This window comes from Croceivirga lutea (assembly GCF_014235875.1).
In the GTDB taxonomy this organism is placed as follows: Bacteria; Bacteroidota; Bacteroidia; order Flavobacteriales; family Flavobacteriaceae; genus Croceivirga; species Croceivirga lutea.
On record NZ_JACJUK010000002.1, the window covers coordinates 382,074 to 406,910 of the forward strand.

The following is a 24,837-nucleotide window of genomic DNA, read 5'->3' on the forward strand; positions in this document are numbered from 1 at the left end:
CATAAATTATGCATGCATAGTAAATTTTTGCACAAAAAGCATTGGTTTGATTAGCAATTTCATAAAAAAACCACCAAAATTTGGTGGTTTTAATTTTTAACATAAGATTTTTAACATTATTCGACAGTCACCGATTTTGCTAAATTTCTTGGTTGATCAACATTACAACCTCGCATTAACGCTATGTGATAAGAAAGTAACTGTAACGGTATGGTTGTTAACAACGGCGTTAATGGCTCAGATGTTTCTGGAACTTCGACAACATGGTCGGCAAGTTCTGTAACTTGTACATCGCCCTCAGTTACTACCGCTATAATTTTACCACTTCTAGATTTTATTTCTTGAATGTTACTTACAACCTTTTCATAATGTCCTCTTCTAGTTGCAATAACTACCACGGGCATCTCCTCATCAATCAAAGCGATAGGACCATGTTTCATTTCTGCAGCTGGATATCCCTCTGCATGAATATAACTAATCTCTTTTAGCTTTAAAGCTCCTTCTAACGCCACTGGGAAATTGTATCCTCTTCCTAAATATAAACAGTTTGAAGAGTCTTTATAAACCTCAGCAATATCTTCTAATAAAGCATTAGATGCTAAAGTCTTCTCAACTTTAGCAGGTATACCCTCAAGTTCTACTAAAAATTCATGATACTTAGATTCTGATATGGAACCTTTTTCTTTAGCTAATTTAAGAGCAATAAGTGTTAATACGGTAATTTGGGTGGTAAACGCCTTTGTAGACGCCACCCCTATTTCTGGCCCTGCATGCGTGTAGGCACCAGCATCTGTTTCTCTTGCTATCGAAGAACCCACTACATTACAAACACCAAACACAAATGCGCCTCTTTCTTTAGCCATTTTAATTGCCGCCAACGTATCTGCTGTTTCACCAGATTGCGAAATAGCTATTAGCACATCATTCTCTGTAATAACCGGATTTCTATATCTAAACTCTGAGGCATATTCTACTTCAACTGGAATTCTTGCTAAATCTTCAAAAATATATTCTGCTACCAATCCTGCATGCCAAGAAGTTCCGCAAGCAACAATTATAATACGATTTGCATTTAAGAACTTTTCAAGATTTTGGTCTATTCCTGCCATCTTTATTAACCCTTGGTCTGCTAGTAAGCGACCTCTATAGGTGTCTAAAATAGCTCTTGGCTGCTCGTAGATTTCTTTAAGCATAAAATGGTCGTAACCACCTTTTTCAATCTCTTCAAGATTCATTTGAAGCTCCAAAATATTTGGATAAGCAATTGCATCATCCTTAATTTTTCTAAGCTTTATTTCTTTGCCTAAACGAACAATTGCCATTTCCTCATCTTCTAAATAAACGGCATTGTTAGTAAACTCTATAAATGGAGAAGCATCAGATGCAATAAAATATTCATTTTCACCAATACCTATAGCTAGTGGGCTACCTAGCCTTGCCACAACAATCTCGTCTGATTTGTTTTTATCAAATACTGCAATTGCATAGGCTCCAACTACTTGATTAAGTGCAATTTGAACCGCCTTGCCCAACTTAACACCTTCTTGTTTTTTAACCTCTTCAATAAGATTAACTAAAACTTCAGTATCTGTATCTGAATGAAAAACATATCCTCGCTTAATTAATGCTTTTTTGATAGATTCATAATTCTCAATAATTCCATTATGAATTATTACTAAATCTCCAGAATTTGAATAATGTGGGTGTGAATTAACATCATTAGGTACACCATGAGTAGCCCATCTGGTGTGGCCAAGTCCTAACTTTCCGTCTATGGAGATTGTTGTATTTGATTTATTCTTTAAATCTTCAACCTTGCCTTTTGTTTTTGCAAGATTAGTGTCTTTACCATCGAAAAGAACAATACCAGCACTATCGTAACCTCTATATTCTAATCTTTCTAAACCTTTTATGATGATTGGATAGGCATCTCTATGACCAATATACCCGACTATTCCACACATAGTTTCTTAAGTTTTTTGATTTATTGGGGATTATTTGAATGTAAAATTAAATAATCCTTTGTTAGTGTTTTTTAACTATAGGTTATATAACGTAAAAACTCTGTAAGTGGTATGTAAGTAACTAATACTTAATTTGCTTCAGTATAATACACTCGCAGTTTTAGCTTTTTGGCTTCGTTTTCTGCAGGTACATTACTTCCAAATAAAACGGTGCCTAGAGGATTAATAGCAGACATTACAGGTAATTCTGGAATAGTACTCATATCTGCACCCATGGCTTCTTGCAAACCGCTTTGAGTAATATCTGAACTTACTGTTAGGTTTAAAGGATGATTTAATGAGTCTCTAACTATTATGTCATTTAAATATTCTGTAATGCGTACTGTATATTTTTCTCCTTTACCTTCGCTATTCCTTTCTAATATACCATCGTAGTTTAAGTACCTGCCCAATGTAGTTTCACTATCAGAATTTTCAGTAAATATGTTATACAATGGAAAACCAGTTTCTGAATTGTATAAATACAATCTAGGGGCTTCAAAGCTAGGATCAAAATTATTAGCAGTCAGTTCATCTTCATCTACATAAAACTCTAAGCTTGCCTCATTAATTATCCAATTATTAGCTTTTATCTGATTAATAATATTGTCACCTTCCGCGTCGTCTTCTGCGAATAATCTTAATTGACTGTAAACACCAGGACCACCTTTTAGATATATTCTAGATGCATTTTCATCCGTGTCTAGTGTGCTGCTAATTGTTGCAGGAAAATTTGGGTTTAAAATTGTGTTCACAGCGTTACCAGCCACAGCTGTGGTTGATACCTGTAAAAAATTAAGGGTAAAGTCACGTTCAGTACGCTCCGTAGTTTTAATATCTTCACCAGCATCAGTATCTTCTGTAACTACATTATCGTATTCATAAGTAATTGTAATACTTGCTTGAGACAAATCTAAAAGCAACAAAATATCCTCAGCCTTTGGTGTTAATGATAATCGTAAACCTCTTAAGAAATTTTGAAAATTAGCTTGACTTAAAAGCTCAGAAGAGCCTTCTTTATCAATTATATTTTCTTGAAAGAATTGACCTGTGATTGAATCCAACTCTATACGGATACCTGGATTTTGCCGAGATTCGATTATCGTTGTCTCATCTACCTCTGTATCTTCATCATCTTCTGTTCCAAAAACTAGATATTCTTCGTCGCTGATAACTATATCTTCTTCATTCACAATTGTTTCACCTACAAACTGGGCAAAGACATCCTCATTCGAATAGTATTCTTGATTTTCTAAGAAACCAGAATTTGGATCTAAATCTCTTAGAAAATAAGTTGATTGTTCTACTTTAAAATCAAAAGGAAAATCAGCAAATGTTTTTGTACCGGTAGGATTCTCAAAAAATATGCTGTCTAATGCAAAACGACTAGCAAAATTATTTTGAATAAAATCATCTTCTTCTCCTGTTGATTCTGAATCTAATGGATCAGAGCCTTGAGTAGTCTCTGTGATATCAGAAATTCCGTCACCATCTGTATCACTATCAGGGTCATCATCATCAACGTCTACATTACGCTGAACCCCATCACTATCAGCATCATTCAACGTATTTGGAACTAACTGATAAGGAAAATACAATACTACTTTTGTAACTTTTTCGTTTTCTTCTACGGTATCTTCGTTGTCATCTGTTAATGCAATATCTTCAGTAGCTTGACTAAAATCTCCAAAAATCGGATTTGTTGCAGAAAGTGCTATTTGCGTAGTAATACTAGCTTCTGTTCTTCCGTAAATTGGGTCATTAAAATAACCAACTTGATACAACGGTAGTTGATTTGTTTGAACGGCATTGATTCTTTTGTTGTATGCAAAAACATCATATTCAACAACACCTGTATTAAACGGTTCGCTAGGCGCAACACCTTCACCAATTGTGGTAATTTCTTCTTCACAACTGGTAAACAAAAGAATAGTGCTAAAGGCAAATATTGCCAATAAGCAAGTTCTGGGACAAAGTTTCATGCAATTTATTTGAGAACCTCGTTATTGTAGAAATTGGTATATGCTTCTTCAGTTTCTTGGAAAGACACGTAAGGAAGTGTTGGTTTATTTAACCCTTCAATATGCTTTGCAAGATCTTCAGAAATTTCTTCTGAGGCTAAAATAATTGCGTCAGAATAATCTAAAGCAGTCTTTAACAAATTATTATAGTTGGGCTGTTCTAAAGAAACCATTTTATCTTTGTCTAAGCCATCAAATTGAATTTTTTCAATCATCTTGCTATCTAGCTCACCCTCAAAACCTTTGTTATATACTGAAGTTACAATTTTGCTATCAGCAAAAATAGGCTCATCTGCATAGTACTCTCTTAGGTATAAGGGTAGCATTGATGCCATCCAACCATGAACATGAATTATGTCTGGAGACCAATTCAATTTTTTCACTGTTTCGACTACTCCTTTTGCGAAGAATATGGCTCTTTCATCGTTATCAGGAAATAGGTTTCCTTCTTTATCTGTAAAAGTTGCCTTTCTTTTAAAATACTCGTCGTTGTCTATAAAGTATACCTGAATGCGCTCTTTGGGTATAGAAGCTACCTTAATGATTAATGGCATATCCATATCATTAATTACCAAATTCATCCCTGACAATCGAATTACTTCATGTAATTGATGCCTTCTTTCATTAATGTTACCATAACGAGGCATGAATATTCGAATCTGACCACCATTGCTGTTGACCATTCGAGGGGCTTCGTATGACATTAGAGAAACTGGGTTTTGAGGTAAGTACGGTACTAACTCAGAAGATACAAACAATATCTTTTTTCCGTTCATATAATCATTCTTTTGCTTGTCTGGAAAAACGTAGCTGCAAAACTACAAAAATTATACCGATTGTCAGTATTTATGGTATTTTTGCACGCATTTTAAGTTGAATATGACAATTTTTAAATCAAAAAAAGACCTTAATAATCACCTTAAACCCCTTAGAAATAAAGGGGTAATTATAGGCTTGGTTCCCACGATGGGTGCCTTACACCAAGGCCACTTATCTCTTGTGAATAAAGCAGTTAACAATACTGATGTGGTGGTAGTAACCATTTTTGTGAACCCAACTCAGTTCGACAATAAGGTTGATTTAGAAAAATATCCTCAGACACTAAAGGAAGATGTAAAACTATTACAAATAATTTCAGAAGATATACTAGTTTTTGCTCCAACAAAAGAAGACATTTACGATGGTGAGGTAGTTTCCAAGTCTTTTCAATTTGACGGTCTTGACAAAGTCATGGAAGGTGAGTTTAGAAAAGGACATTTTGATGGTGTTGCCACAATTGTTGATTTATTATTTGATGCGGTTAAACCCAACAAAGCCTATTTTGGTGAAAAAGATTTTCAACAATTACAGATAATTAAAAAACTAGTGGCTCAAAACTGGCCTACCCTTGAAATTATACCTTGTGAAATTTTGCGTGAAGAAAATGGTCTAGCAATGAGTTCTAGAAATGAAAGATTGTCAGCCCCAACAAGAAAAGCAGCTAGTTTTATTTACAAAACCCTTAAAACTGCCAAATCTATGTTTGGCACGAAAAATGCAATTGTAGTAACAGATTGGGTAAAACAACAGTTTGCTGAAAATGAAAAGTTTACACTAGAGTATTTTCAAATAGCAGACATTGACACCCTAACTCCTATACAACAAAAGCAAAGCGGAATAAAATATAGAGGGTTCATTGCCGTTTTTGCTGAAGATGTAAGGCTTATAGATAATATTGCACTAAACTATTAAGAAACAAAAAAATGCAGATAGAAGTAGTTAAATCAAAAATACACCGTGTAAAAGTAACCGGAGCTGATTTAAATTACATTGGTAGTATAACCATTGATGAAGATTTGATGGATGCTGCCAACATTGTGCGCGGTGAAAAAGTTCAGATAGTAAATAACAACAACGGAGAACGGCTCGAAACCTACGCAATTCCTGGAGCGCGTAATAGCGGCGAGATAACTTTAAATGGCGCTGCTGCAAGAAAAGTTGCTGTAGGTGACGTTTTAATACTAATTACTTATGGTAGAATGGATATTGAAGAGGCAAGAAACTTCAATCCTTCATTAGTATTTCCTAATGAAGATACCAACCTTTTAAATTAAGGTGCATCCTTCGATAAAAAAAATACTCAAAATCATCATCCCAATAGCATTGGGGGTTTTTTTAGTTTGGTATTCTATTTCTGCTACTACACCAGAAGATAGATTAACCATAAAAGAAACTATTACTAATGCCAACCTGTTCTGGGTAGTTGTTTCAATTAGTATTGGTATTTGCAGTCATGTTTCTCGTGCAATTAGATGGAATTACTTGCTTAAACCGCTTGGCTTTACACCCAAATTAAGCAATAACTTTTTTATGGTTATGATTGCCTACCTTGCCAATTTAGGTATTCCTCGTTCTGGTGAATTTCTAAGAGCTTCTGCATTAACAACCTATGAAAAAGTGCCTTTTGAGAAAGGTCTTGGTACCATAGTTACTGAAAGAGTGATAGACCTTTTAATATTACTTTTCATCATATTAGCTGCATTAGTATTACAAACAGATATTATTCTTGATTACCTCAACAACTATGGCGTTAATTTAGTTTTTAGTATTGCTATTTTGATTGTAGGAATATTGGGTCTTATCGTACTTATTTACCTTATTAGAAAGGCTCAAACAGGTTTTCTTTTTAAGTTGAAAATTTTCTTAAATGGTCTTTTAGATGGGGTGTTAAGCATTGCTAAAATGAAAAACAAATGGCCCTTTATTTTACACACTTTGTTTATTTGGGCCTGTTATGTGGGTATGTTTTGGGCTATAAAATTCACAGTGCCAGAAACTATACATTTAGGTTTATCCGAATTACTAGTTTGCTTTGTGGCTGGAGCATTTGCAATGACAGCTACCAATGGAGGATTAGGGCTATATCCAATAGCAGTAAGTTCTGCCTTAGCAATTTTTGGTATATCTTCTACTTCTGGGGATGCGTTTGGTTGGATAATGTGGATTGCACAAACCTTGCTGGTAGTGGTACTTGGCGCAATATCTTTTGTTCTTTTACCGTTATTGAACAAAAATCGATAGCACTGATTTTCAAAACCATACCACATGACCAGAGCTTTACTTCTATTTATAGGATTACTTCCGATTGCTTTAAGTTCTCAATTAAAAACTGAACCCTTTGAATCGTTTCATTTACAAGAAAGTAGAGAAATTGTTTACTACATACCTGAAACCTATGACGAAACAAAAAAATATCCTCTGATTCTTGTTTTAGATGCCGAGTATTTGTTTGATAATGTTGTTGCCAATGCTAAATTTTATGGTAATTATCATAGAATGCCAGAAGCTATAATAGTCGGAGTTAAACAGGCTGAAGATGACCAACGTTGGTATGACTGTGATTTTGAACAAAGCACGGGATTACCAACAAAACAAGGTCTAGCATTTTACGATTTTTTGAATAAAGAGCTTATTCCTTTTGTTGAAAACAGTTATAGCATAGCACCATTTAAAATGTTTATTGGTTATGATATTACCGCTAATTTTGGCAACTACTTCTTATTTGAAGACAAATCTATATTTACCTCTTATTTAATTATTTCTCCATTGCTAGCTACGGATATGGAAAGTAGGGTTCCTTCTAGATTGTTAGCGTTAAATCAAGAAATATTCTACGATTTAGTTCTAGAAAAAGAGAATAGTGATGATAGAAACAGAATTCTACAATTAGATCGCGCCATAAAGTCTATTGATAAAGAAAATCTACATTACTTCTTTGATCAATATGAAGAACCTGACCATATTTCTATTGCTGCTTACGGCGTAAGTAAGGCCTTTGACAATGTCTTTAAAATATTTAGACCTATTAGTCCAAAAGAATACAAAGAAAAAGTTCTAAAAAATGACGGTCCCGTATTTGAATATTTTATCGAAAAATATGATATGATTGAAAACCTTTTAGGATTTGAAAAAGAAGTAGACCTAAATGATGTTATGGCTATTTACGCAGCATCGTTAAAAAAAGAAGATTACGAGTCTATCAATGAGCTTGCAAAATTATGTAAAGATCAATGGCCAAAAACTATGCTTGGTTTTTATTTAGAAGGAGAATACCTTGAATACCAAGGGGAGCCCAAAAAGGCTATGAAAGCTTTTGAAAAAGCATTTATTATGGAAGAAATAGATTTTCTAACCAAAGACCATGCAATTGAAAAAATGGACGCTTTAAAAGCTGATTTTGGATACTGATTCTTTTTTATCTTAGCCAAATGGCTAAAACCAAAACTGCTTTTTTTTGTCAAAACTGCGGCACCCAATATGCCAAGTGGGTAGGACAATGTTCTTCTTGTAAACAATGGAATACCGTTGTTGAAGAAGTCGTTCAAAAAGAAGATAAAAAATCTTGGAATACTGATTCCAGCCCATCATCTAAAAGTAATAAGCCACTTAAAATTGCTGACATTACCAGTAATTCTGAAGTTCGTATTAATACGTTAAATCAAGAATTTAATCGTGTTTTGGGAGGTGGTTTAGTACCTGGTTCATTAACCTTATTAGGGGGTGAGCCCGGTATTGGTAAAAGCACGTTACTTCTTCAGATAGCACTTCAACTACCATTAAAAACCTTATACGTATCTGGTGAAGAAAGTCAAAAACAAATTAAAATGCGAGCAGATCGTATTTTACCTGATGCGGAACATTGCTATGTACTCACTGAAACCAAAACCCAAAGTATTTTTCAGCAGGTAAGTCAATTAGTTCCAGATTTGGTAATTATTGATTCTATACAAACACTTCATTCAGATTATATTGAATCTGCTGCCGGGAGTATATCCCAAATAAGAGAATGTACTGCAGAATTAATAAAATTTGCTAAGGAGAGTAATACCCCTGTAATTCTTGTAGGTCATATCACAAAAGACGGAACCATAGCAGGACCTAAGATTTTAGAGCACATGGTAGATACTGTGTTACAATTTGAAGGTGACCGTAATTATGTTTATCGGATTCTAAGAGCGCTAAAAAATCGTTTTGGGAGCACCTCTGAATTAGGAATTTACGAAATGCAAGGTTCTGGTTTGCGAGAAGTTAATAACCCTTCAGAGGTTTTAATATCTAAAAATGAAGAAGCCTTAAGCGGAATGGCTATTGCTGCTACCGTTGAAGGTATGCGACCATTACTTATTGAAATTCAAGCATTGGTAAGCACTGCAGTCTATGGCACTCCACAGCGTTCTGCTACTGGCTTTAATGCCAAAAGATTAAATATGTTACTAGCCGTTTTAGAAAAAAGAGCTGGTTTTAAATTGGGAGCAAAAGATGTTTTCATAAATATTACTGGTGGAATTTCAGTTGATGACCCCGCTATTGACTTGGCAGTTGTAGGCGCCATTCTTTCAAGCAATGTCGATATTGCTGTGGCTAAAAATTCTTGTTTTGCCGCTGAAGTTGGTTTAGCAGGAGAAATTAGACCCGTACAACGTGTAGATCAACGAATTCTAGAAGCTGAAAAATTAGGCTTCTCAAAGATTTTTGTTTCTAAAAACAGTAAAATAAGTTTAAAACAACCTAAAATTGAAGTGATTAAAATTGGTAAGGTAGAAGAATTGGTGAAGCAATTATTTGGTTAGAACTAGTTCATTCTAAGAATGTAAAGCGGAAAACCTAAATCTTCTTCTACGCTAATGATTTTAAAACCTAACCGTTTATAAAGACTTACGGTTTCCTCAGCAGCAGCATCAACTATTACAGGTTTTGTATTTTCTCTGAATTTTTTCATTACCTGAAGCATTAATCTGGCGGCGGTACCATCTTTCTTATGTTCATGTACAACCCCAGCAATCATAGGCCTAATATGGTCGATTTTTGGATAGTTTCTGCTAATTATTTTTTGTCTGCGTAATATTTTAGGCACCTTGGCAATTCCAATACAGTTTATAGCTAGCTTTACATCTGACCACATTTGTTTTAAGGAAAAACCGTCTTTATTAGAATACTGTAGAAATAAGCAAGCCTTTTCATTTTTTGAAATGTAAATTTCACCTTGTTTAATAGCCTTATCAAAAAGATAGCCCATCAATAACCACATTTTTTTTACTCTATTATCGTTAAAACCAACAATGAGATTTATGGAGTTATCTTCTTTCAAGGGCTCAAAGGCAGAAATTAAAATTTCGCAAACTAGTTTTTTATCTCCCTTTTGGGCAATTCTCATAAAACTATGGGGGCTAAATTGATTTAAGGGGCTGGATTTGGAATTGCTGCATGAATTTCTTCTATGCCAATTAAAACCTCTTCTGATAAATTTACATCAATTGAAGCTATGTTTTCTTTTAATTGACTCATAGTTGTTGCTCCTATAATATTGCTGGTTAAAAACTTTCGAGTGTTTACAAAAGCTAATGCCATTTGAGCCAGAGACAAATTATGTTTTTGTGCTAATTCTTGATACTTACGTGTAGCTTCAGTAGCATTATCACCACTATATCTACTATAATGCGGAAATAAATCTAATCTACTTTTTCTAGGTTTAACACCATCTAAATACTTACCGCTCAAAACCCCAAAAGCCATTGGAGAATAGGCTAATAAACCTATTTGTTCCCGAATAGAGACTTCTGAAAGACCAACTTCAAATAATCTATTTAATAAACTATACGGGTTTTGAATAGTAACCATTCTTGGTAATTCTTGATGAACTTTGCTTTCCTCTAAATAACGCATAGTTCCCCAAGGCGTTTCATTGGATAGCCCTACCTGTCTAATTTTACCTTGTTGAACTAAATGTGCAAGGGTTTGTAAAATCTCATGAAAATTATCTTCCCAAAAATCTGTCGTATCCGCATCAAAACCGCGTTGCCCAAAATAATTTGTATTGCGCTCTGGCCAATGCAATTGATAAAGGTCTAAATAATCTGTTTTTAATCTTTTTAAACTTTGCTCTAAGGCTGATACTATAGCTGCTTTTGTAAACCCCGTAGTTCTTATATGCTTTGTAAACTCCGCTGGACCTGCAATTTTACTTGCCAATACCACTTTGTCTCTATTACCGGTTTGTTGAAACCAGTTACCTATATATTCTTCGGTAAGTGCGTAAAACTCCTTTTTTGGCGGAATAGGATACAATTCGGCAGTATCAAAAAAGTTAACCCCTTGGTCTAGAGCATAATTCATTTGTTCAAATGCTTCTTCTTGGGTATTCTGTCGTCCCCAAGTCATGGTACCTAAACAAATTTTACTGACCCTAATTTTAGTTCTAGGTATAAAGGTATATTTCATTTCAATGCTATATAGAAAAACTCAAAAATAGGTGTTCTTGCTTCTTTATTGATTTAAGGTATTGTTATTTTCTTAATCTATTTCGACTAGAATTGGACAGTGATCACTATGTTTTGCTTCAGCTAAAATTATGGACCGCTTTAATCTATGTTTTAATGACTCATTGACCATTCCATAATCTAAACGCCAGCCCTTGTTATTTGCACGAGCGTTTGCTCTATAACTCCACCAGGTATAATTATCTGGATTTGGGTTAAAATGCCTAAAACTATCTATAAACCCACTTTTTATAAAATTTCCTATCCATTCACGCTCAACGGGTAAAAAACCTGAAACATTTTTATTTCTAACGGGGTCATGAATGTCAATAGGTTCATGACAAATATTATAATCACCACAAACAATTAAATTTGGACGTTCTTTTCTTAATTCATCAGCATACTTCTGAAAATCATCCATGTAGGTTAGTTTAAAGTCTAGCCTATTCATGTTAGTTCCAGAAGGCAAATACATACTCATTACAGAAACATCACCAAAATCAACTCGAAGATTTCTTCCTTCATTATCCATGTAATCAATACCTGTTCCAAATTCTACATGGTCTGGCTTTTGTTTACAAAGAACGGCAACACCGCTATATCCTTTTTTTTCAGCACTATACCAATAATGGTGGTTATAACCTATTTCTTCAAGCAAACCAGTATCTACTTGTTCTTGCATTGCCTTTGTTTCTTGAATACATACTACATCTGCATTAGTAGTTTGCAACCAATCTACAAAGCCTTTTTTCATGGCTGCTCTAATACCGTTTACATTGTAAGAAATGATTTTCATGCTATGCTAATTTTTTAAGCCAATTTTTCATATCTACTTCCTTTGCAACAATTTCACCAACCTCGTTGAGTTTAATTCGTTTTTGTTCCATAGTATCACGGTAGCGAATAGTTACCGTGTCATCTTCTAATGTTTGATGGTCTATAGTAACACAGAACGGAGTACCAATAGCGTCTTGTCTACGGTAACGTCTACCTACGGCATCCTTTTCATCGTAAGCTACAGTAAATTCCCATTTTAATTCATTAACCAATTTTTCTGCTACCTCTGGCAAACCGTCTCTTTTAAGTAGTGGTAAAATAGCAACTTTAGTTGGTGCTAAAACTGCAGGTAATTTTAGAACTGTTCTCGTGGTATTATTTTCTAATTCTTCCTCTTGTAGAGCGTTAGAAAAAACAGCTAAGAACATTCTATCTAAACCAATTGAAGTTTCTAACACATAAGGCACATAACTCTTATTTTCTTCTGGATCAAAATACTGCAGTTTTTTACCTGAGTATTTTTCATGATTACTTAAATCAAAATCAGTTCTAGAATGTATACCCTCTAACTCTCTAAAACCAAAAGGGAATTTAAATTCTATATCACATGCAGCATCTGCATAATGTGCTAATTTTTCGTGGTCATGAAAACGATAATTATCCTCACCAAGACCTAAAGACAAATGCCAATTTAATCTCTTTTCTTTCCAGGTATCATACCATGCTTTTTGAGTTCCTGGTTTAATAAAATATTGCATTTCCATTTGTTCAAATTCTCGCATTCTAAAAATAAACTGTCTGGCAACAATTTCATTTCTAAAAGCTTTACCGGTTTGTGCAATTCCGAACGGAATTTTCATTCGACCTGTCTTTTGAACATTTAAGAAGTTTACAAAAATACCTTGAGCAGTTTCTGGTCTTAAGTACAAATCCATTGCACTTTCAGCGGTTGAACCTAATTTGGTTCCAAACATTAGATTGAACTGTTTTACATCTGTCCAATTCTTTGATCCTGATAGTGGGCAAGCAATTTCTAATTCTTCTATTAACGCTTTTACATCGGCTAAATCTTCGTTTTCTAATGATTTTCCCAAACGTTTTAGAATACGATCTGCTTTTGCTTGATAGTCTAAAACACGTTGATTTGTGCTCAAAAATTGCTTCTTGTCAAAAGAATCACCAAAACGTTTTGCTGCCTTGGTAACTTCTTTTTCAATTTTAGCTTCAATTTTTGCCACATAATCTTCTACTAAAACATCTGCCCGGTATCTTTTCTTTGAATCTTTATTATCAATTAAAGGGTCGTTAAAGGCATCTACGTGACCCGAAGCTTTCCAAGTAGTTGGATGCATAAAAATAGCTGCATCTATGCCAACAATATTGTTGTTTAGTTGCACCATTGCCTGCCACCAATAGTCTCTTATATTTTTCTTTAGTTCGGCTCCGTTTTGTGCATAGTCATAAACAGCGCTTAAACCATCGTAAATCTCACTTGATTGAAAGATATAGCCATACTCTTTGGCGTGTGAGATTACCTTTTTAAATTTATCTTCTTGATTTGCCATTGGGCAAAAGTAAAACAATGCCCAAAAAGAGAAAATGTTATTTTAACTGAAATTCAGTTGAAGAAAGAAGACGTTCGCCTTCAAAAACATTTAGAGTGTAAATTCCTTCAGTTAAGGAACCTTCTGGAACTGAGATAGCGTCACAAACTCCAATTTCTGTTCCTAAATAGACCACTTCAACACGTTTACTAAAAGTATTACCACCAACAGTTACGGTTCTATTATTGTCTTCTATAACTTGTAATTCTGGATTTAAAAATTGAAAATAAAGTACTTTACTTTGGTCGTTTTCTTCTGGATTTGCCATTATAGTTGCGCAACCACGAAGTTTTTCAATTGTTGAAGCCTTATTGGTTTTTGTTAACCTTGCACCAGCATATCTAAAACCACTGCCTTCTACATTGTTCAGAGCAAGAAAGGTTTTTGCCTTAACTTCTTTTGTAATTTCTAATTTTTTAGGTTCTGGTACATTTTCTGCTAAACGGGTAGATTGACGCTTTAATTGTTTTATTTCGTTTACAGATTTTCTATACTTCTCTGCAAGTATTCTATTGTCATAGGTAAGCAAGTTATTCTGCGACTTAATACTATCAAACTTTGATTTGAGCACGGCAAGAGCTTTTTGGTCTTGCTTTAGCTTGGTAATGCTAAAGTTTAATTTTCCTACAGAATCTAGTAACTGTTGAACCTCGTACTTAGAATCTTGTAGTTCAATATCTGCAACTTCATTTACGCCAGCTAAATGATCCACTTTGGCTTTTAAAAGGGTCATTTCTTTAACTAACGTCTTTTTTTCGTCTTCTAAATAGCTAATTTGGTCGCGAGAATGGGCGTAGCTGTAATAAAACGCTATACCAAGAGCAACTATTACCGCTGCTAATGCTGCAAGAATTATCCTGTAATTGAATTTAGTATCTTGAGCATCCATATCAAGTGACTCATTCGAGGTATACAAAAACCGTTTTATTTTAAGTTGTCAAAGATAATAAACGATATTAATAGCATCCTATTGCCAAGCATATGTTTTGGATGTAATGCACAATTAACTAGAGGAGAAAACATACTCTGTACGTTTTGTCGAGATGATTTACCCCTTACCGATTTCAATTTTACAAAAAACAACCCTGTAGATAACATTTTTAAAGGTAGAGTTAACATAAAAAAAGCCGCATCAATGCTGTATTTTAGACATCATGGCATTGTACAAGAGCTGCTTCACAATCTCAAGTACAGAAACCAGCAAGATATTGGTGTTTATTTTGGAAATTGGATGGGAAAAAACCTAGCCAAAGAAGGTTTTAAATCAGAAATTGATGTTGTTATACCAGTGCCTTTACATCAAAAAAAATTAAAAAAACGAGGATACAACCAAGTTGATGGATTTGCTAAAAAAATTGCAGAAAATTTAGATGCGAAGTTTTTACCTGACGGTTTACTTAAAACAAGAAACACTAAAACACAAACCAAAAAAACTAGATTGCTACGTTGGACCCAGAGCAATGACCTTTTTATCTTTAATGACAATCACCAAATTCTTGCTAAAAATGTATTATTGGTAGACGATGTTATTACTACTGGTGCCACCATTGAAGCCTGCGCAGAAGCTTTACTTACCAAAAATTTAAAAAACTTATATGTTGCATCAATGGTTATGGTGCCTAAATTGGGCAATTAAGTAATCTTTAACTTCAAAAATTGTTTCTTTGCCTAAACTATTTTAAAAATGCCCCAGCTTAAGCAGTTTTTGAGCGTTGTTTTTTTTATTTTATTGGTATTGGCAATAAGCCAATGTGCCCGCAGAGGAACACCTTCTGGAGGCCCAAAAGATATTCAACCACCTGTATTGGTTTCTGCTGAGCCAGAGAATATGACCACTAATTTTAAGGCTACTACCATAAAGCTTTTTTTTGATGAATACATAAAGCTAGAAAATGCACAAGCACAAATTATAATTTCTCCACCCTTAAAAAATGTTCCAGAAATAAAACCTCAAGGGGGTGCAAGCAAGTTTATTGAAATTACACTTAAAGACACGCTAAGAGAAAATACAACTTACACCATAAATTTTGGACAAAGCATTGTAGATAATAATGAAGGAAATCCGAATAAGTTTTTAAGATATGTGTTTAGCACCGGTGATTACATTGATTCACTCTCAATTTCTGGTGCAGTAAAAGATGCTTATAACAAAAAAGCAGAAGAATTTGTAAGCGTTATGCTTTATGAAATTGATAGTGCGTATAATGATTCTACCATTTATAAATATCCACCTAATTATTTAACAAACACACTAGATAGTTTACCGCTCTTTAGTTTACAAAATCTTAAAGCTGGTAAATACAAATTGTTTGCTCTAAAAGACAATGCCAACAATAACGTTTTTGACCAAAATGCTGATAAAATAGCTTTCTTAAATGATACTATTACCTTGCCCACAGACTCTGTTTATCTCTTAAATCTTTTTAAAGAAATACCAGACTATGTAGCTTCTGTACCAAGTTATGCTGCTAAAAACAGAATACTATTTGGTTTTACAACAATTGACTCAACAATTACCATTGAACCAATTACACCTTTACCAGATTCAGTAAAAACTAAAATTCTTAAAGAAAGAGATAAAGATTCCCTTAATTTTTGGCTTACGGCTACTGATATTGACTCTATTATTTTTCAAGTAAAGAATCTAAAATATCAAACCTTAGACACCTTTACAGTGAAGGCAAGAAAACTTGCTTTAGACACTATGAATCTAAGAGCAAGCCATAGTAGCCGTATTGACTTTGAAGACAAGTTTAAATTGTTAGGAAACACACCTATAATAAAAGTAGATAGCAGTAAAATAGGCTTGTTTGATAAAGACACTTTGCCGGTTTCTTACTCGTACAACTTAGACACTGTTAAAAATCAAGTTGATTTTGATTTTGATTTGGTTGATAATCAAAGCTATTTTATTAATCTATTACCTGGCGCAATTGAAGACTTTTTTGGAACAGTAAATGACACCTTAAATTACAAACTTTCTACAGGAAGTTATGCTGACTACGGCAATCTAAATCTAACAATTAGCGGTGCAGTAACCTATCCTATAATTGTTCAATTACTTACAGATAAAGGTGAAATAGTAAGAGAAAATTGGTCTCAAAAACCACAAACACTTCGATTAGAAAATCTAAAAACAGGTAATTACACGGTAAGGGTAATCTTCGATGAAAATTCTAATAAAAAATGGGATACTGGTAATTATTTAACAGGAAAACAACCAGAAAAAATTGTGCATTATCCAGATGTTTTTGAAATGAGAGCTAATTGGGAAGCTAATGAAAACTTCATTATATCAAATTAAACTCATCAGCATCCTCTAGAAATTTGAGCTTAGTACGATTTTTTAGAATGTGCTCTTTTGATAGTTCTACAACTAAAATTTCTTCTTTTTCAGAAAAGACCATATTTTTTCCTAGAACATCATAAACAGCAGAATGGCCAGGGTATTCATAACCAAGACCGTCTAAACCAATTCTATTCACACCTATAGCGTAAACCATATTTTCTATAGCTCTAGCCTTTAAAAGGGTATTCCAAGCTTCAATTCTAGGTTTTGGCCAATTGGCAACATAAAGCAATGCATCATAACTCTCTACATTTCTAGACCAAACAGGAAATCGCAAATCATAGCAAATTAGAGGACATATCTTAAAACCCTTATAATCAACTACTAATTTTTGTGTTCCAGATTCATAGACTTTGTGCTCGCCTGCCAATGAGAACGTATGTTTCTTATCATAAGTTTGAATTTCTCCGGCTGGAGTTACAAATAGCAATCGATTATAATAGTTATCATTTTCAAAATAAACAATACTCCCAACTATTGCTATGTTATATAAAGACGCCTCTTCTAACAACCAATCTACTGTCTTTTGGGTCTCTTCAACATCAATATTAGTTGGTTGCATGGTAAAACCAGTTGTAAACATTTCTGGTAACACTACTATATCTATAGCATTAGGCAAATTCTTAAAAATTGAAGAAAACTTTTGACGATTTGCTATAGGATTCTCCCATAGCAAGTGTGTTTGTACTAAGGCAAGTTGCAACGTAAACATTTAAATGCTCTTTTCTAGCAAAAGTTGTAATTCTTTAAAACCCTGATTTTTTGCATGCATTAAAGCAGACGTTCCACGAGCATCTTTTATTTCAGTATTTGCTCCATACGCTAAGAGTAATTTTGCAATAGCTACTTTATTAAATGTAGCAGCATATATTAAAGATGTAGCTCCCATAGAATTTTGATGATTAACATCTGCCCCGTTCTCCAGAAGTAGTTTGGCTAAATCTGTAAATCCTTTAAAGCAAACTCCCATAAGAGGTGTATTACCAGAACCATCAACAGCGTTTATTTCTGCACCATTTTCCAGTAAAAACTTAGTTATATCTACTCTGTTATAGTAAGTAGCTAAAACTAATGGTGTTGAACCTCTAGCATCTTTTGCTTTAACTAAATCTGGTTCATTAACTATAAGTTTTTGTATTTCTGGCAAGTTGCCAGAACGAATATTTTGGAATAAAATCTCAGTATTTTTCACAATTAACAAGTTAGCAAACTAATTATTTATATCTAGTTTTTTGAGCACTATCTTCTTCAGATTTATTTAATTTTTAAGATTTTCATTTATGATAGCTAAATTTTTTCTTACCTTGATGTAGGAATTTATTTCTAAGTCAGGTATTTACGAACACAGCCATTATCTATTATGTACTCTAACGAAACTCATTCGTCTGCTACGTATGAGGCAAAACTACTTGCCAAAGCTCAAAAAGTTGCCAAAATTGGTTTTTGGGAATACGACTTACGTAGTAATTCTCTTCATTGGTCTGCCATTACCAAGCAGATACATGAAGTTCCAGAAAGCTACATTCCAAAAATTGAAGAAGCTATTAATTTTTATAAAGAAGGTGCTCATAGAGAAAAAATTACTTCTTTAGTAAATAGAGCTATTGAAACTGGAAAAGCTTGGGAAATAGAACTTGTTATAGTTACAGAAAAAGGTAACGAAGTTTGGGTAAGAGCTTTAGGTGAAGCTGAAGTTGTTAATGGTAAAACTGTTCGCTTATTTGGTGTTTTTCAAGATATAGATGAACAAAAAAGAAATTCGTTATTAAATCAGAAAATGGCTAAGCGCTTAGCCATTGCAACTAAGACCGCAAATTTTGGTGTTTGGGAATATGACTTAAAAGACAAAAGCCTCTTTTTAGATGAAAACATGTACCGCCTCTATGGTTTTCAAAAAAATGAAAAGCCAACACCAGAAGAATTCTTTGAAAAAACCATTATACCTAAGGATAAAGAAAGAATGGTTCAAGAATTTGAAGAAGCCCTAGCAACGAACCAAGATTTTGACTCTCAATTTAGAATTATAACCCCTTTTAGTGAAATCAAACATATTAAAACTTATGCTACCACATTACCCGAATTTGGGAGTGAAAGCAAAAAAGTAATTGGTATAAATTGGGACATAACCGAACTCATCAACACTAAAAAAGATTTAGACCTAATTGAAAAGTCTTTTAAGGCCAGTTTTGATAATGAATTTGTAGGTATGGCTTTGGTAGATTTAGAGGGTAAAATATTTCAAACCAATGAAGCTCTTACCAAAATATTAGGTTATGCCAAAGCGGAACTCATTGGGCTTAATTTTGCAGACATTACCCACCCCAATGATGTTGCTAAAGATGTTGTTGCTATAAAAAAATTACTTTCTTCTAAAAAAAGCAGTTACCAAACAGAAAAGCGCTATATAAGTAAAAAAGGAAATACAAAACATGCCATAGTTACAGTAACCTTGGTTAAAGAACTAGACGGACAGCCAACACACTATATAACTCAAGTTGTAGATATAACCCCAAGAATTCTTCTAATGAAAAAAAGAGAAGAATTATTCGATATTTCTAATAAACAAAATGCCAGTCTTAACAATTTTGCGCATATAGTTTCTCATAACCTCAGGTCTCATTCTACAAACATAAATATGTTAACTGAGTTTTTATTGGATCCAGATAAAAAAGAAGACCAAACTAGTTTTTTAACCATGCTTAAAACTGCGGCACAAAATTTAAATGAAACTGTAGCTCATTTGAATGAAGTGGTGGATATGAATTTGGTTACTCCTGATAAACTCACAAAAATTAATTTACGAGAGACTGTTGAACGTGTTTTAGGAAATATTGGAGCACTTATTAATGATGAAGAAGCTACATTTGTTTCTTCGATAGACAAAGAACTATATGTAAAGGCTTTACCCGCTTATTTAGATAGTATTTTTCTTAATTTATTCACCAATGCCTTAAAATATAGAAAGCCCGAAGTTTCACCCATTATTAAAATTTCTGCCGCTAAAAAAGAAGATGTAATTACTATTACAGTAGAAGATAACGGCTTAGGAATCGATTTAAAAAGACATAAAAACAAAGTGTTTGGACTTTTTAAAACTTTTCATAGAAACCCTGATGCCAAAGGTTTAGGACTTTTTATGGTAAAAAACCAGGTAGAAGCCATGGGAGGCCAAATTACGGTAAAAAGCGAAGTTAACATTGGCAGCAAATTTACATTCTCACTCAAAAAACTAAAGTAAACATGAAATCTATTCAACAAGCTTGCATCATTGATGATGATGAAATTTATATTGAATTACTAAAAATAAAAATGAGAGACATTAATTTCTGTGAAGAATGTTTAGTGTATAATGATGGGCAATCTGCCATAGAAGCCATTAAAGAAATATGCGACACTAACCGCAGTCTACCAGAAGTTATCTTTTTAGATATTAATATGCCTATTTTAGATGGTTGGGGATTTTTAGACCACTATGAAAAACTTGAAATCTGCAAAACAGATAAGGTTGTAATTTATATGGTAACCTCATCAATGGCTAAGGCCGATTTAGAGCGAGTACAAGAATTTAAGTCTATTAAAAAGTACATTGTAAAACCAATTACCAAAGAGCAATTAACAGAGATTTTACTAGCCGCTGCTTAACTAATTTCTAGCTCCAGGGCTAAAGTCTTCTGGGGCGTTTTGAGGTAAGTTTACGGTGCCTGCTTCGCCTGAATCATTGAAAATATTCCATTCTAAAATATTGTAAATGGGGTTGCCTTGAATAACCTCTAATTTTCTTTGCGCTTTACCATCTTCAAATTCATGGTTGGTTGCTGTACCATCTTCACCAATTACGCCAAAAACATCTATAACCGTACCAAAAGGGTCAACCAACACTAAATTATCGTCTCCATTAGAATCTGCCGGGCTATTTTTTCCCACTTCTAAATTTGGCTGAAAACCAAAGGTTTGTTCAAAAACTGCTGCATTTGGTGTGATAATAAGTGTGCTATTTGCTTCTATTTTAAGACCACTCAAATTAATGGATGAACTAATTTCTACATTGTTATTAGTATATCTATGAATACTCCAATCTCTTAAATCAACGGCAACTTCAGAAGCATTAAATAATTCTAAAAACCTTGCTGAAGCGTTGTTGTTAGGGTCAGCTAGTTCAGAGAAAAACACCTGATTAGACGTTTCACGTAAATCTGCACATCTTTCATTAGTAAATTCTAAATCTTTTAAATCTCTAATAGCAATGAAATAGTCATTGTTTTCTCTAAGTAAAACTCCTGTTATTTTTCCGTTGTTTTCATAAATTATTTCAGATTGAAAATCAGCAAATCCAGAGTTAAGAAGTGTTACCTGGTTGCCACTACAATCTTCTAAAATTCGCTCTGTTTCACTTTCTGGTTCAGCAAAAAATTTACCAAAATCATCAACTAAAAATTGTAAACTATCAATAGCTATTAAGGTATTGGTTTGATAAACATCAATTTCTTCAATTTTAATGGTTTTGGCTATTAAATTTTCTACACCAGCGCAGTCTCTAAATATATGTTGAGGAACTTTTAAGCCAGGTAATCTACCAATAGCCGTATTACCAAACCCAGAAAATGTACCTCCTAGAACAAATACGTCTTTTTTCTTACCTAGATATAAGCCTTTAGTCTTAATTAATATCTTTTGACCTACTTTAAACAACAAATGAGATTCAAATAAATCAATTTCAATTTGAAACCCTGCTGTGGGATTCATAGAATCATTTTGAAAATAAAGTGTGCTAAAAAAATTACCTTCTTTATCAGATGATACTACATAACCTTCAATAACTAAATCTTCTTGAATCTGAAGTAATTCTCCCTGATATAAATCTTGAACCTGAGCATAGGTGGCATTGGCGACCAAATTTTCATCACAAAAAGTATTTAATTCATCAAAGTCATTCTTAGGTGCACAATTAATTACCATAACCAGAAATGATAAGACAACGTATTTAATTAAGTAATTTTTCATTGTTCCTATTTCTATGGGATAATTCAAAAACTTAATGCTAGATTTAAAAAATAAGTTCGACCAAATCCGTACCAATATTTTGGTGCAAAAGTTGGATTATTTTGTAAGTTATCTTGCTGTAATTGACCAAAGTTGCCGTTTCTACTTTGCTCATACCCCCCAGTTCTAAATGTGGAATCAAACAAATTGTTAATACTCAAAAACGCACTAATGTATTTTCCATTAATTAGCCAAGATTTACCTCCAACCATATTTAAGAGATAAATATCCTCTAATGGATTTTGACTAAGTAATTCTGCCACATTATCGGGAGTTGCCTGAATAAATTGCTCCCCAGTTTCTGGATTTAACAAAAAACTCTGTGTTCTAGTTATGGTTGAAATATTAGCATAAGAATTTGTCATGTAATTGGCAGAAACCCCAATCCACCAGTATTTTGGGTTTCTATATTCTACACCAATGGCAAGGGCCTTCTGAGGACCTTGAGCCAACTTGTAATCTTTAATATTAGCTATACCTAAATCAATTGAACCATCTAAATTAATGGGCTCTTCTTGACCGGCAGTATCAAAATTTATTGAGACTGATGGATTATTTGCGTATAGGTATTTTCCAATATTAGCTGCCAAAGTTAATTTTACATCTGATGAGGCTTGATATTCTATTCCTGCTTCTACACCCATATGCAGTTTATCCATATCAGTTATAACCTCTTGTACAAAATCTGAACCCACCCCAGAATCCACAAAAAAGAAATTAATATCCGTGGCATTTTGAAACCTAGTATAAAAGCCTGTTATTCTTCCTGTTAAATTGGGTAATCTAATAGAATAGCTTGCATCTAGGGTTGAAATTTTTTCTTTTTGAAGATTAGGAACAATCAAGTTATTTTCTCTAGGGTTGATAAAAGAATTTTGCACTAATGGCGGTCTGTTTATAAAAGCTGAATTAAACGCTAACCAATGTCTACCACTAAATTGATACGAAAAACCTGCCTTAACTGATGTTGTTGAAAAATTAATTTCATCACTTTTACCAAGCGAATTTGAAAGAAATCGTTCATTTTGAAAAAGGCCGTTACGCTGATACTGCGTTTGCCTTATTCGTGTAGCTAAAAATCCATTCCATTTTCCTAAAGAAGCCTGTAATTGTATAAAGCCTTCATGATTTAATGCCTCAATCTCATAGTTATAATTAAATATAGCGCCTTGTTGCTTTCGTAGTTCTCCATTGATAGCATTCAACGTATTTGAAAAGGCATCAATATCTTCATGAAAACTAGCGCCTAATAAATCATCTATTTGCGCATAATTATCTAAATTATTCCATGATAATCTACCACCAAAATCAATTTTAAAAATGGTATTTAAGTTCAGGTTAAAAACTGTACTCAATTGTAAATTGCTGCTTTTTACAACATCATCATAGAGCACATAAGCTGCTTTTCCGTTTTCTTCTGTAGCAGAATTAGCTGCATATATTAAATTCCAATTAAGTTGCGAATTTGACAGAAAACCTTCTCTTGCTAAACTGGCGTTGGTAAAATCTGCTCCTATAGGATTATTTATATAAAAACTGGGTAAATACCTATAATAAGTAGGGTCAGGATTTGGTGCATTATAATAACCCAATCTACTTCTTGCATTTTCTCCAAATTGATAAGCAATACCAGAAGTTATATTTAGTTTTTTAATTGTAAAGAAATGATTGAACATAAAAATAGGTTCAGAAATATCTCTTTCTCTAGAATTTCTTATAACCCCGTCTTGTATACCCCAATATGGATTGTATTGTTTTCCTTTAAGTTGATTTACTTCTTGGGTAACAGCAGAAGACCTACCCCGTCTATTTTTTGCTAATATTCCTGTGAACAGCAAAGTGTTTTTTTTGTTTATATCGTATTCAACTGTTCCAAAAACTGAGAAGGCATCGTACAAAGTTCCATCGACATAACCTTGCTCAGCCCATCTTCTAGAACCCGAAACAGCATAGGTTAATCCATTTGTATTTTCACCTGAGTTATAAGTTGCCATTAGTCTGCCTGCATATGTTCTATTAGATGCTGAAGCAGAAAGCCTAGTTCCACTTCTTAATAAAGACGGCCGAGTATTAATATTTGTATTTGCTAAAATTCCTCCGAAAGTATAATTAGAAGGTGCTAAACTATTAGTAAACTCTTGATTACGAACAACATCATTCAATCCGCCCCAATTATTCCATTGAGGTCGACCATCAAATATTTTATTCATTTTTAATCCGTTTAGTAATACTTCTCCATTTTGGGAGTCATATCCTCTAACCCTAAAAAAAGCCTGACCAAAATCGAATGCAGCTCTTGTTAAAAAAATATCTCTGGTGGCCTGCAATATTCCTGTGGCATTCTCAATGGTTTCGGAGTCATCTGATAAATCAGCTTCGGTAAGTGTAATTAAATTATCTGTTTGCTCAATCTTTATATCTCGTTCTAACGCTATAATTCCTAAGTATAATGAATCTATAGCGGTTTCAATAGGAATTCTTTTTCTAACATATCCGTCAGTACTAATAATTAAAATAAAAAGTGAATTAGGCTTTACTTGTAATTGAAAAGATCCATTAGAACTGGTATTCGAACTTATATTAAATCCTTCGACAACCACTTTCACGTTGGTTAGGGGTGATTGTAATTGATCTGAAATCACCTTTCCAGAAACTACAATTTCTTGTGCAGAAATAACTCCTGCTAGAAGAAAAAAGAATACAAAACGCATGTAATAGTTAGTGTATCACCAATTTAACATAAAATAT

The 24,837-nt window shown here is 33.6% G+C and carries 21 protein-coding genes; 9 read left to right on the forward strand and 12 right to left on the reverse strand.

Translation table 11 applies throughout. The features are described 5' to 3' along the window. Positions 1-116 precede the first annotated feature (116 nt). The 3 genes from glmS to H5V42_RS05240 all read right to left on the reverse strand — a co-directional run bounded on the left by glmS (position 117) and on the right by H5V42_RS05240 (position 4,800). Entirely contained in the window at positions 117-1,964 is a 1,848-nt protein-coding gene (gene glmS, locus H5V42_RS05230; RefSeq protein WP_185782074.1) for a glutamine--fructose-6-phosphate transaminase (isomerizing), read from the reverse strand. Between the two features lie 128 nt (positions 1,965-2,092). Beyond that, on the reverse strand, positions 2,093-3,985 hold the full coding sequence (locus H5V42_RS05235; RefSeq protein WP_185782075.1) for a DUF4270 domain-containing protein: 1,893 nt from the start codon (positions 3,983-3,985) through the stop codon (positions 2,093-2,095). A 5-nt stretch (positions 3,986-3,990) separates the two neighbouring features. Continuing rightward, positions 3,991-4,800 carry a glycogen/starch synthase gene (locus tag H5V42_RS05240; RefSeq protein ID WP_185782076.1) on the reverse strand — a complete coding sequence of 270 codons (810 nt, stop codon included), beginning with the start codon at positions 4,798-4,800 and terminating at the stop codon, positions 3,991-3,993. A 103-nt stretch (positions 4,801-4,903) separates the two neighbouring features. Here H5V42_RS05240 and panC point away from each other — a divergent pair, with 103 nt between their 5' ends. Genes panC through radA form a run of 5 tightly spaced genes read left to right on the forward strand, consistent with a single transcriptional unit; the run spans position 4,904 to position 9,633 of the window. Continuing rightward, the gene (gene panC, locus H5V42_RS05245; RefSeq protein WP_185782077.1) at positions 4,904-5,755 is read left to right on the forward strand and encodes a pantoate--beta-alanine ligase; all 852 of its coding nucleotides are present in this window, start codon (positions 4,904-4,906) and stop codon (positions 5,753-5,755) included. An 11-nt stretch (positions 5,756-5,766) separates the two neighbouring features. Next, on the forward strand, positions 5,767-6,117 hold the full coding sequence (gene panD / locus H5V42_RS05250) for an aspartate 1-decarboxylase (RefSeq protein WP_185782078.1): 351 nt from the start codon (positions 5,767-5,769) through the stop codon (positions 6,115-6,117). A gap of 1 nt (position 6,118) precedes the next feature. Beyond that, positions 6,119-7,084: a lysylphosphatidylglycerol synthase transmembrane domain-containing protein gene (locus H5V42_RS05255; protein WP_185782079.1), complete on the forward strand. Its 966-nt coding sequence runs from the start codon at positions 6,119-6,121 to the stop codon at positions 7,082-7,084. Positions 7,085-7,108: 24 nt separating this feature from the next. Continuing rightward, positions 7,109-8,251 (forward strand): alpha/beta hydrolase, encoded by a 1,143-nt coding sequence (locus H5V42_RS05260; RefSeq protein ID WP_185782080.1) that lies wholly within the window; start codon positions 7,109-7,111, stop codon positions 8,249-8,251. Positions 8,252-8,271: 20 nt separating this feature from the next. After that, complete coding sequence (gene radA, locus H5V42_RS05265) at positions 8,272-9,633, forward strand: DNA repair protein RadA (RefSeq protein ID WP_185782081.1); 1,362 nt, start codon at positions 8,272-8,274, stop codon at positions 9,631-9,633. Between the two features lie 2 nt (positions 9,634-9,635). On the opposite strand, the gene H5V42_RS05270 is transcribed toward radA, so the two are convergent. The 5 genes from H5V42_RS05270 to H5V42_RS05290 form a co-directional block, all read right to left on the reverse strand. Then, a complete protein-coding gene (locus H5V42_RS05270; protein WP_185782082.1) occupies positions 9,636-10,217 on the reverse strand; it encodes a GNAT family N-acetyltransferase in 582 nt (193 codons plus the stop codon). A gap of 23 nt (positions 10,218-10,240) precedes the next feature. After that, positions 10,241-11,281 (reverse strand): NADP(H)-dependent aldo-keto reductase, encoded by a 1,041-nt coding sequence (locus H5V42_RS05275; RefSeq protein WP_185782083.1) that lies wholly within the window; start codon positions 11,279-11,281, stop codon positions 10,241-10,243. A 72-nt stretch (positions 11,282-11,353) separates the two neighbouring features. Then, positions 11,354-12,115 carry an exodeoxyribonuclease III gene (locus H5V42_RS05280; protein WP_185782084.1) on the reverse strand — a complete coding sequence of 254 codons (762 nt, stop codon included), beginning with the start codon at positions 12,113-12,115 and terminating at the stop codon, positions 11,354-11,356. A gap of 1 nt (position 12,116) precedes the next feature. After that, positions 12,117-13,661, reverse strand: a complete 1,545-nt coding sequence (locus H5V42_RS05285) for a glycine--tRNA ligase (RefSeq protein WP_185782085.1) — start codon at positions 13,659-13,661, stop codon at positions 12,117-12,119. Positions 13,662-13,698: 37 nt separating this feature from the next. Further along, positions 13,699-14,616 carry a hypothetical protein gene (locus H5V42_RS05290; RefSeq protein ID WP_229665605.1) on the reverse strand — a complete coding sequence of 306 codons (918 nt, stop codon included), beginning with the start codon at positions 14,614-14,616 and terminating at the stop codon, positions 13,699-13,701. An 18-nt stretch (positions 14,617-14,634) separates the two neighbouring features. Between H5V42_RS05290 and H5V42_RS05295 the strand changes: the two genes are divergently transcribed. Both H5V42_RS05295 and H5V42_RS05300 read left to right on the forward strand, forming a co-directional pair. Continuing rightward, positions 14,635-15,336 (forward strand): ComF family protein, encoded by a 702-nt coding sequence (locus H5V42_RS05295; protein WP_185782086.1) that lies wholly within the window; start codon positions 14,635-14,637, stop codon positions 15,334-15,336. A gap of 48 nt (positions 15,337-15,384) precedes the next feature. Continuing rightward, positions 15,385-17,004, forward strand: coding sequence for an Ig-like domain-containing protein (locus tag H5V42_RS05300; protein WP_185782087.1), 1,620 nt, complete (start codon positions 15,385-15,387; stop codon positions 17,002-17,004). On the opposite strand, the gene H5V42_RS05305 is transcribed toward H5V42_RS05300, so the two are convergent. Both H5V42_RS05305 and H5V42_RS05310 read right to left on the reverse strand, forming a co-directional pair. Further along, on the reverse strand, positions 16,991-17,761 hold the full coding sequence (locus tag H5V42_RS05305) for a nitrilase family protein (RefSeq protein ID WP_185782088.1): 771 nt from the start codon (positions 17,759-17,761) through the stop codon (positions 16,991-16,993). The two genes, H5V42_RS05300 and H5V42_RS05305, sit on opposite strands and share 14 nt — an antisense overlap. Continuing rightward, on the reverse strand, positions 17,762-18,241 hold the full coding sequence (locus H5V42_RS05310) for an ankyrin repeat domain-containing protein (RefSeq protein ID WP_185782089.1): 480 nt from the start codon (positions 18,239-18,241) through the stop codon (positions 17,762-17,764). Positions 18,242-18,409: 168 nt separating this feature from the next. On the opposite strand from H5V42_RS05310, the gene H5V42_RS05315 reads away from it, so the two are divergent. Both H5V42_RS05315 and H5V42_RS05320 read left to right on the forward strand, forming a co-directional pair. Then, the gene (locus tag H5V42_RS05315; protein ID WP_185782090.1) at positions 18,410-20,287 is read left to right on the forward strand and encodes a sensor histidine kinase; all 1,878 of its coding nucleotides are present in this window, start codon (positions 18,410-18,412) and stop codon (positions 20,285-20,287) included. Positions 20,288-20,289: 2 nt separating this feature from the next. Further along, complete coding sequence (locus H5V42_RS05320; RefSeq protein ID WP_185782091.1) at positions 20,290-20,691, forward strand: response regulator; 402 nt, start codon at positions 20,290-20,292, stop codon at positions 20,689-20,691. Here H5V42_RS05320 and H5V42_RS05325 read toward each other — a convergent pair whose 3' ends face one another. Further along, positions 20,692-22,050, reverse strand: a complete 1,359-nt coding sequence (locus tag H5V42_RS05325; protein ID WP_185782092.1) for a DUF5689 domain-containing protein — start codon at positions 22,048-22,050, stop codon at positions 20,692-20,694. A gap of 23 nt (positions 22,051-22,073) precedes the next feature. Further along, positions 22,074-24,800, reverse strand: a complete 2,727-nt coding sequence (locus tag H5V42_RS05330; protein WP_185782093.1) for a carboxypeptidase-like regulatory domain-containing protein — start codon at positions 24,798-24,800, stop codon at positions 22,074-22,076. Between the last annotated feature and the right edge of the window lie 37 nt (positions 24,801-24,837).

Coding starts and splice junctions, on each gene's coding strand:
- H5V42_RS05325 (WP_185782092.1), bottom strand. CDS start 22,050: ATGAAAAATTACTTAATTAAATACGTTGTCTTATCATTTCTGGTTATG.
- H5V42_RS05330 (WP_185782093.1), bottom strand. CDS start 24,800: ATGCGTTTTGTATTCTTTTTTCTTCTAGCAGGAGTTATTTCTGCACAA.
- H5V42_RS05240 (WP_185782076.1), bottom strand. CDS start 4,800: ATGAACGGAAAAAAGATATTGTTTGTATCTTCTGAGTTAGTACCGTAC.
- H5V42_RS05285 (WP_185782085.1), bottom strand. CDS start 13,661: ATGGCAAATCAAGAAGATAAATTTAAAAAGGTAATCTCACACGCCAAA.
- panC (WP_185782077.1), top strand. CDS start 4,904: ATGACAATTTTTAAATCAAAAAAAGACCTTAATAATCACCTTAAACCC.
- H5V42_RS05275 (WP_185782083.1), bottom strand. CDS start 11,281: ATGAAATATACCTTTATACCTAGAACTAAAATTAGGGTCAGTAAAATT.
- glmS (WP_185782074.1), bottom strand. CDS start 1,964: ATGTGTGGAATAGTCGGGTATATTGGTCATAGAGATGCCTATCCAATC.
- radA (WP_185782081.1), top strand. CDS start 8,272: ATGGCTAAAACCAAAACTGCTTTTTTTTGTCAAAACTGCGGCACCCAA.
- H5V42_RS05270 (WP_185782082.1), bottom strand. CDS start 10,217: ATGAGAATTGCCCAAAAGGGAGATAAAAAACTAGTTTGCGAAATTTTA.
- H5V42_RS05315 (WP_185782090.1), top strand. CDS start 18,410: ATGTACTCTAACGAAACTCATTCGTCTGCTACGTATGAGGCAAAACTA.
- H5V42_RS05305 (WP_185782088.1), bottom strand. CDS start 17,761: ATGTTTACGTTGCAACTTGCCTTAGTACAAACACACTTGCTATGGGAG.
- H5V42_RS05260 (WP_185782080.1), top strand. CDS start 7,109: ATGACCAGAGCTTTACTTCTATTTATAGGATTACTTCCGATTGCTTTA.
- H5V42_RS05300 (WP_185782087.1), top strand. CDS start 15,385: ATGCCCCAGCTTAAGCAGTTTTTGAGCGTTGTTTTTTTTATTTTATTG.
- H5V42_RS05280 (WP_185782084.1), bottom strand. CDS start 12,115: ATGAAAATCATTTCTTACAATGTAAACGGTATTAGAGCAGCCATGAAA.
- panD (WP_185782078.1), top strand. CDS start 5,767: ATGCAGATAGAAGTAGTTAAATCAAAAATACACCGTGTAAAAGTAACC.
- H5V42_RS05235 (WP_185782075.1), bottom strand. CDS start 3,985: ATGAAACTTTGTCCCAGAACTTGCTTATTGGCAATATTTGCCTTTAGC.
- H5V42_RS05320 (WP_185782091.1), top strand. CDS start 20,290: ATGAAATCTATTCAACAAGCTTGCATCATTGATGATGATGAAATTTAT.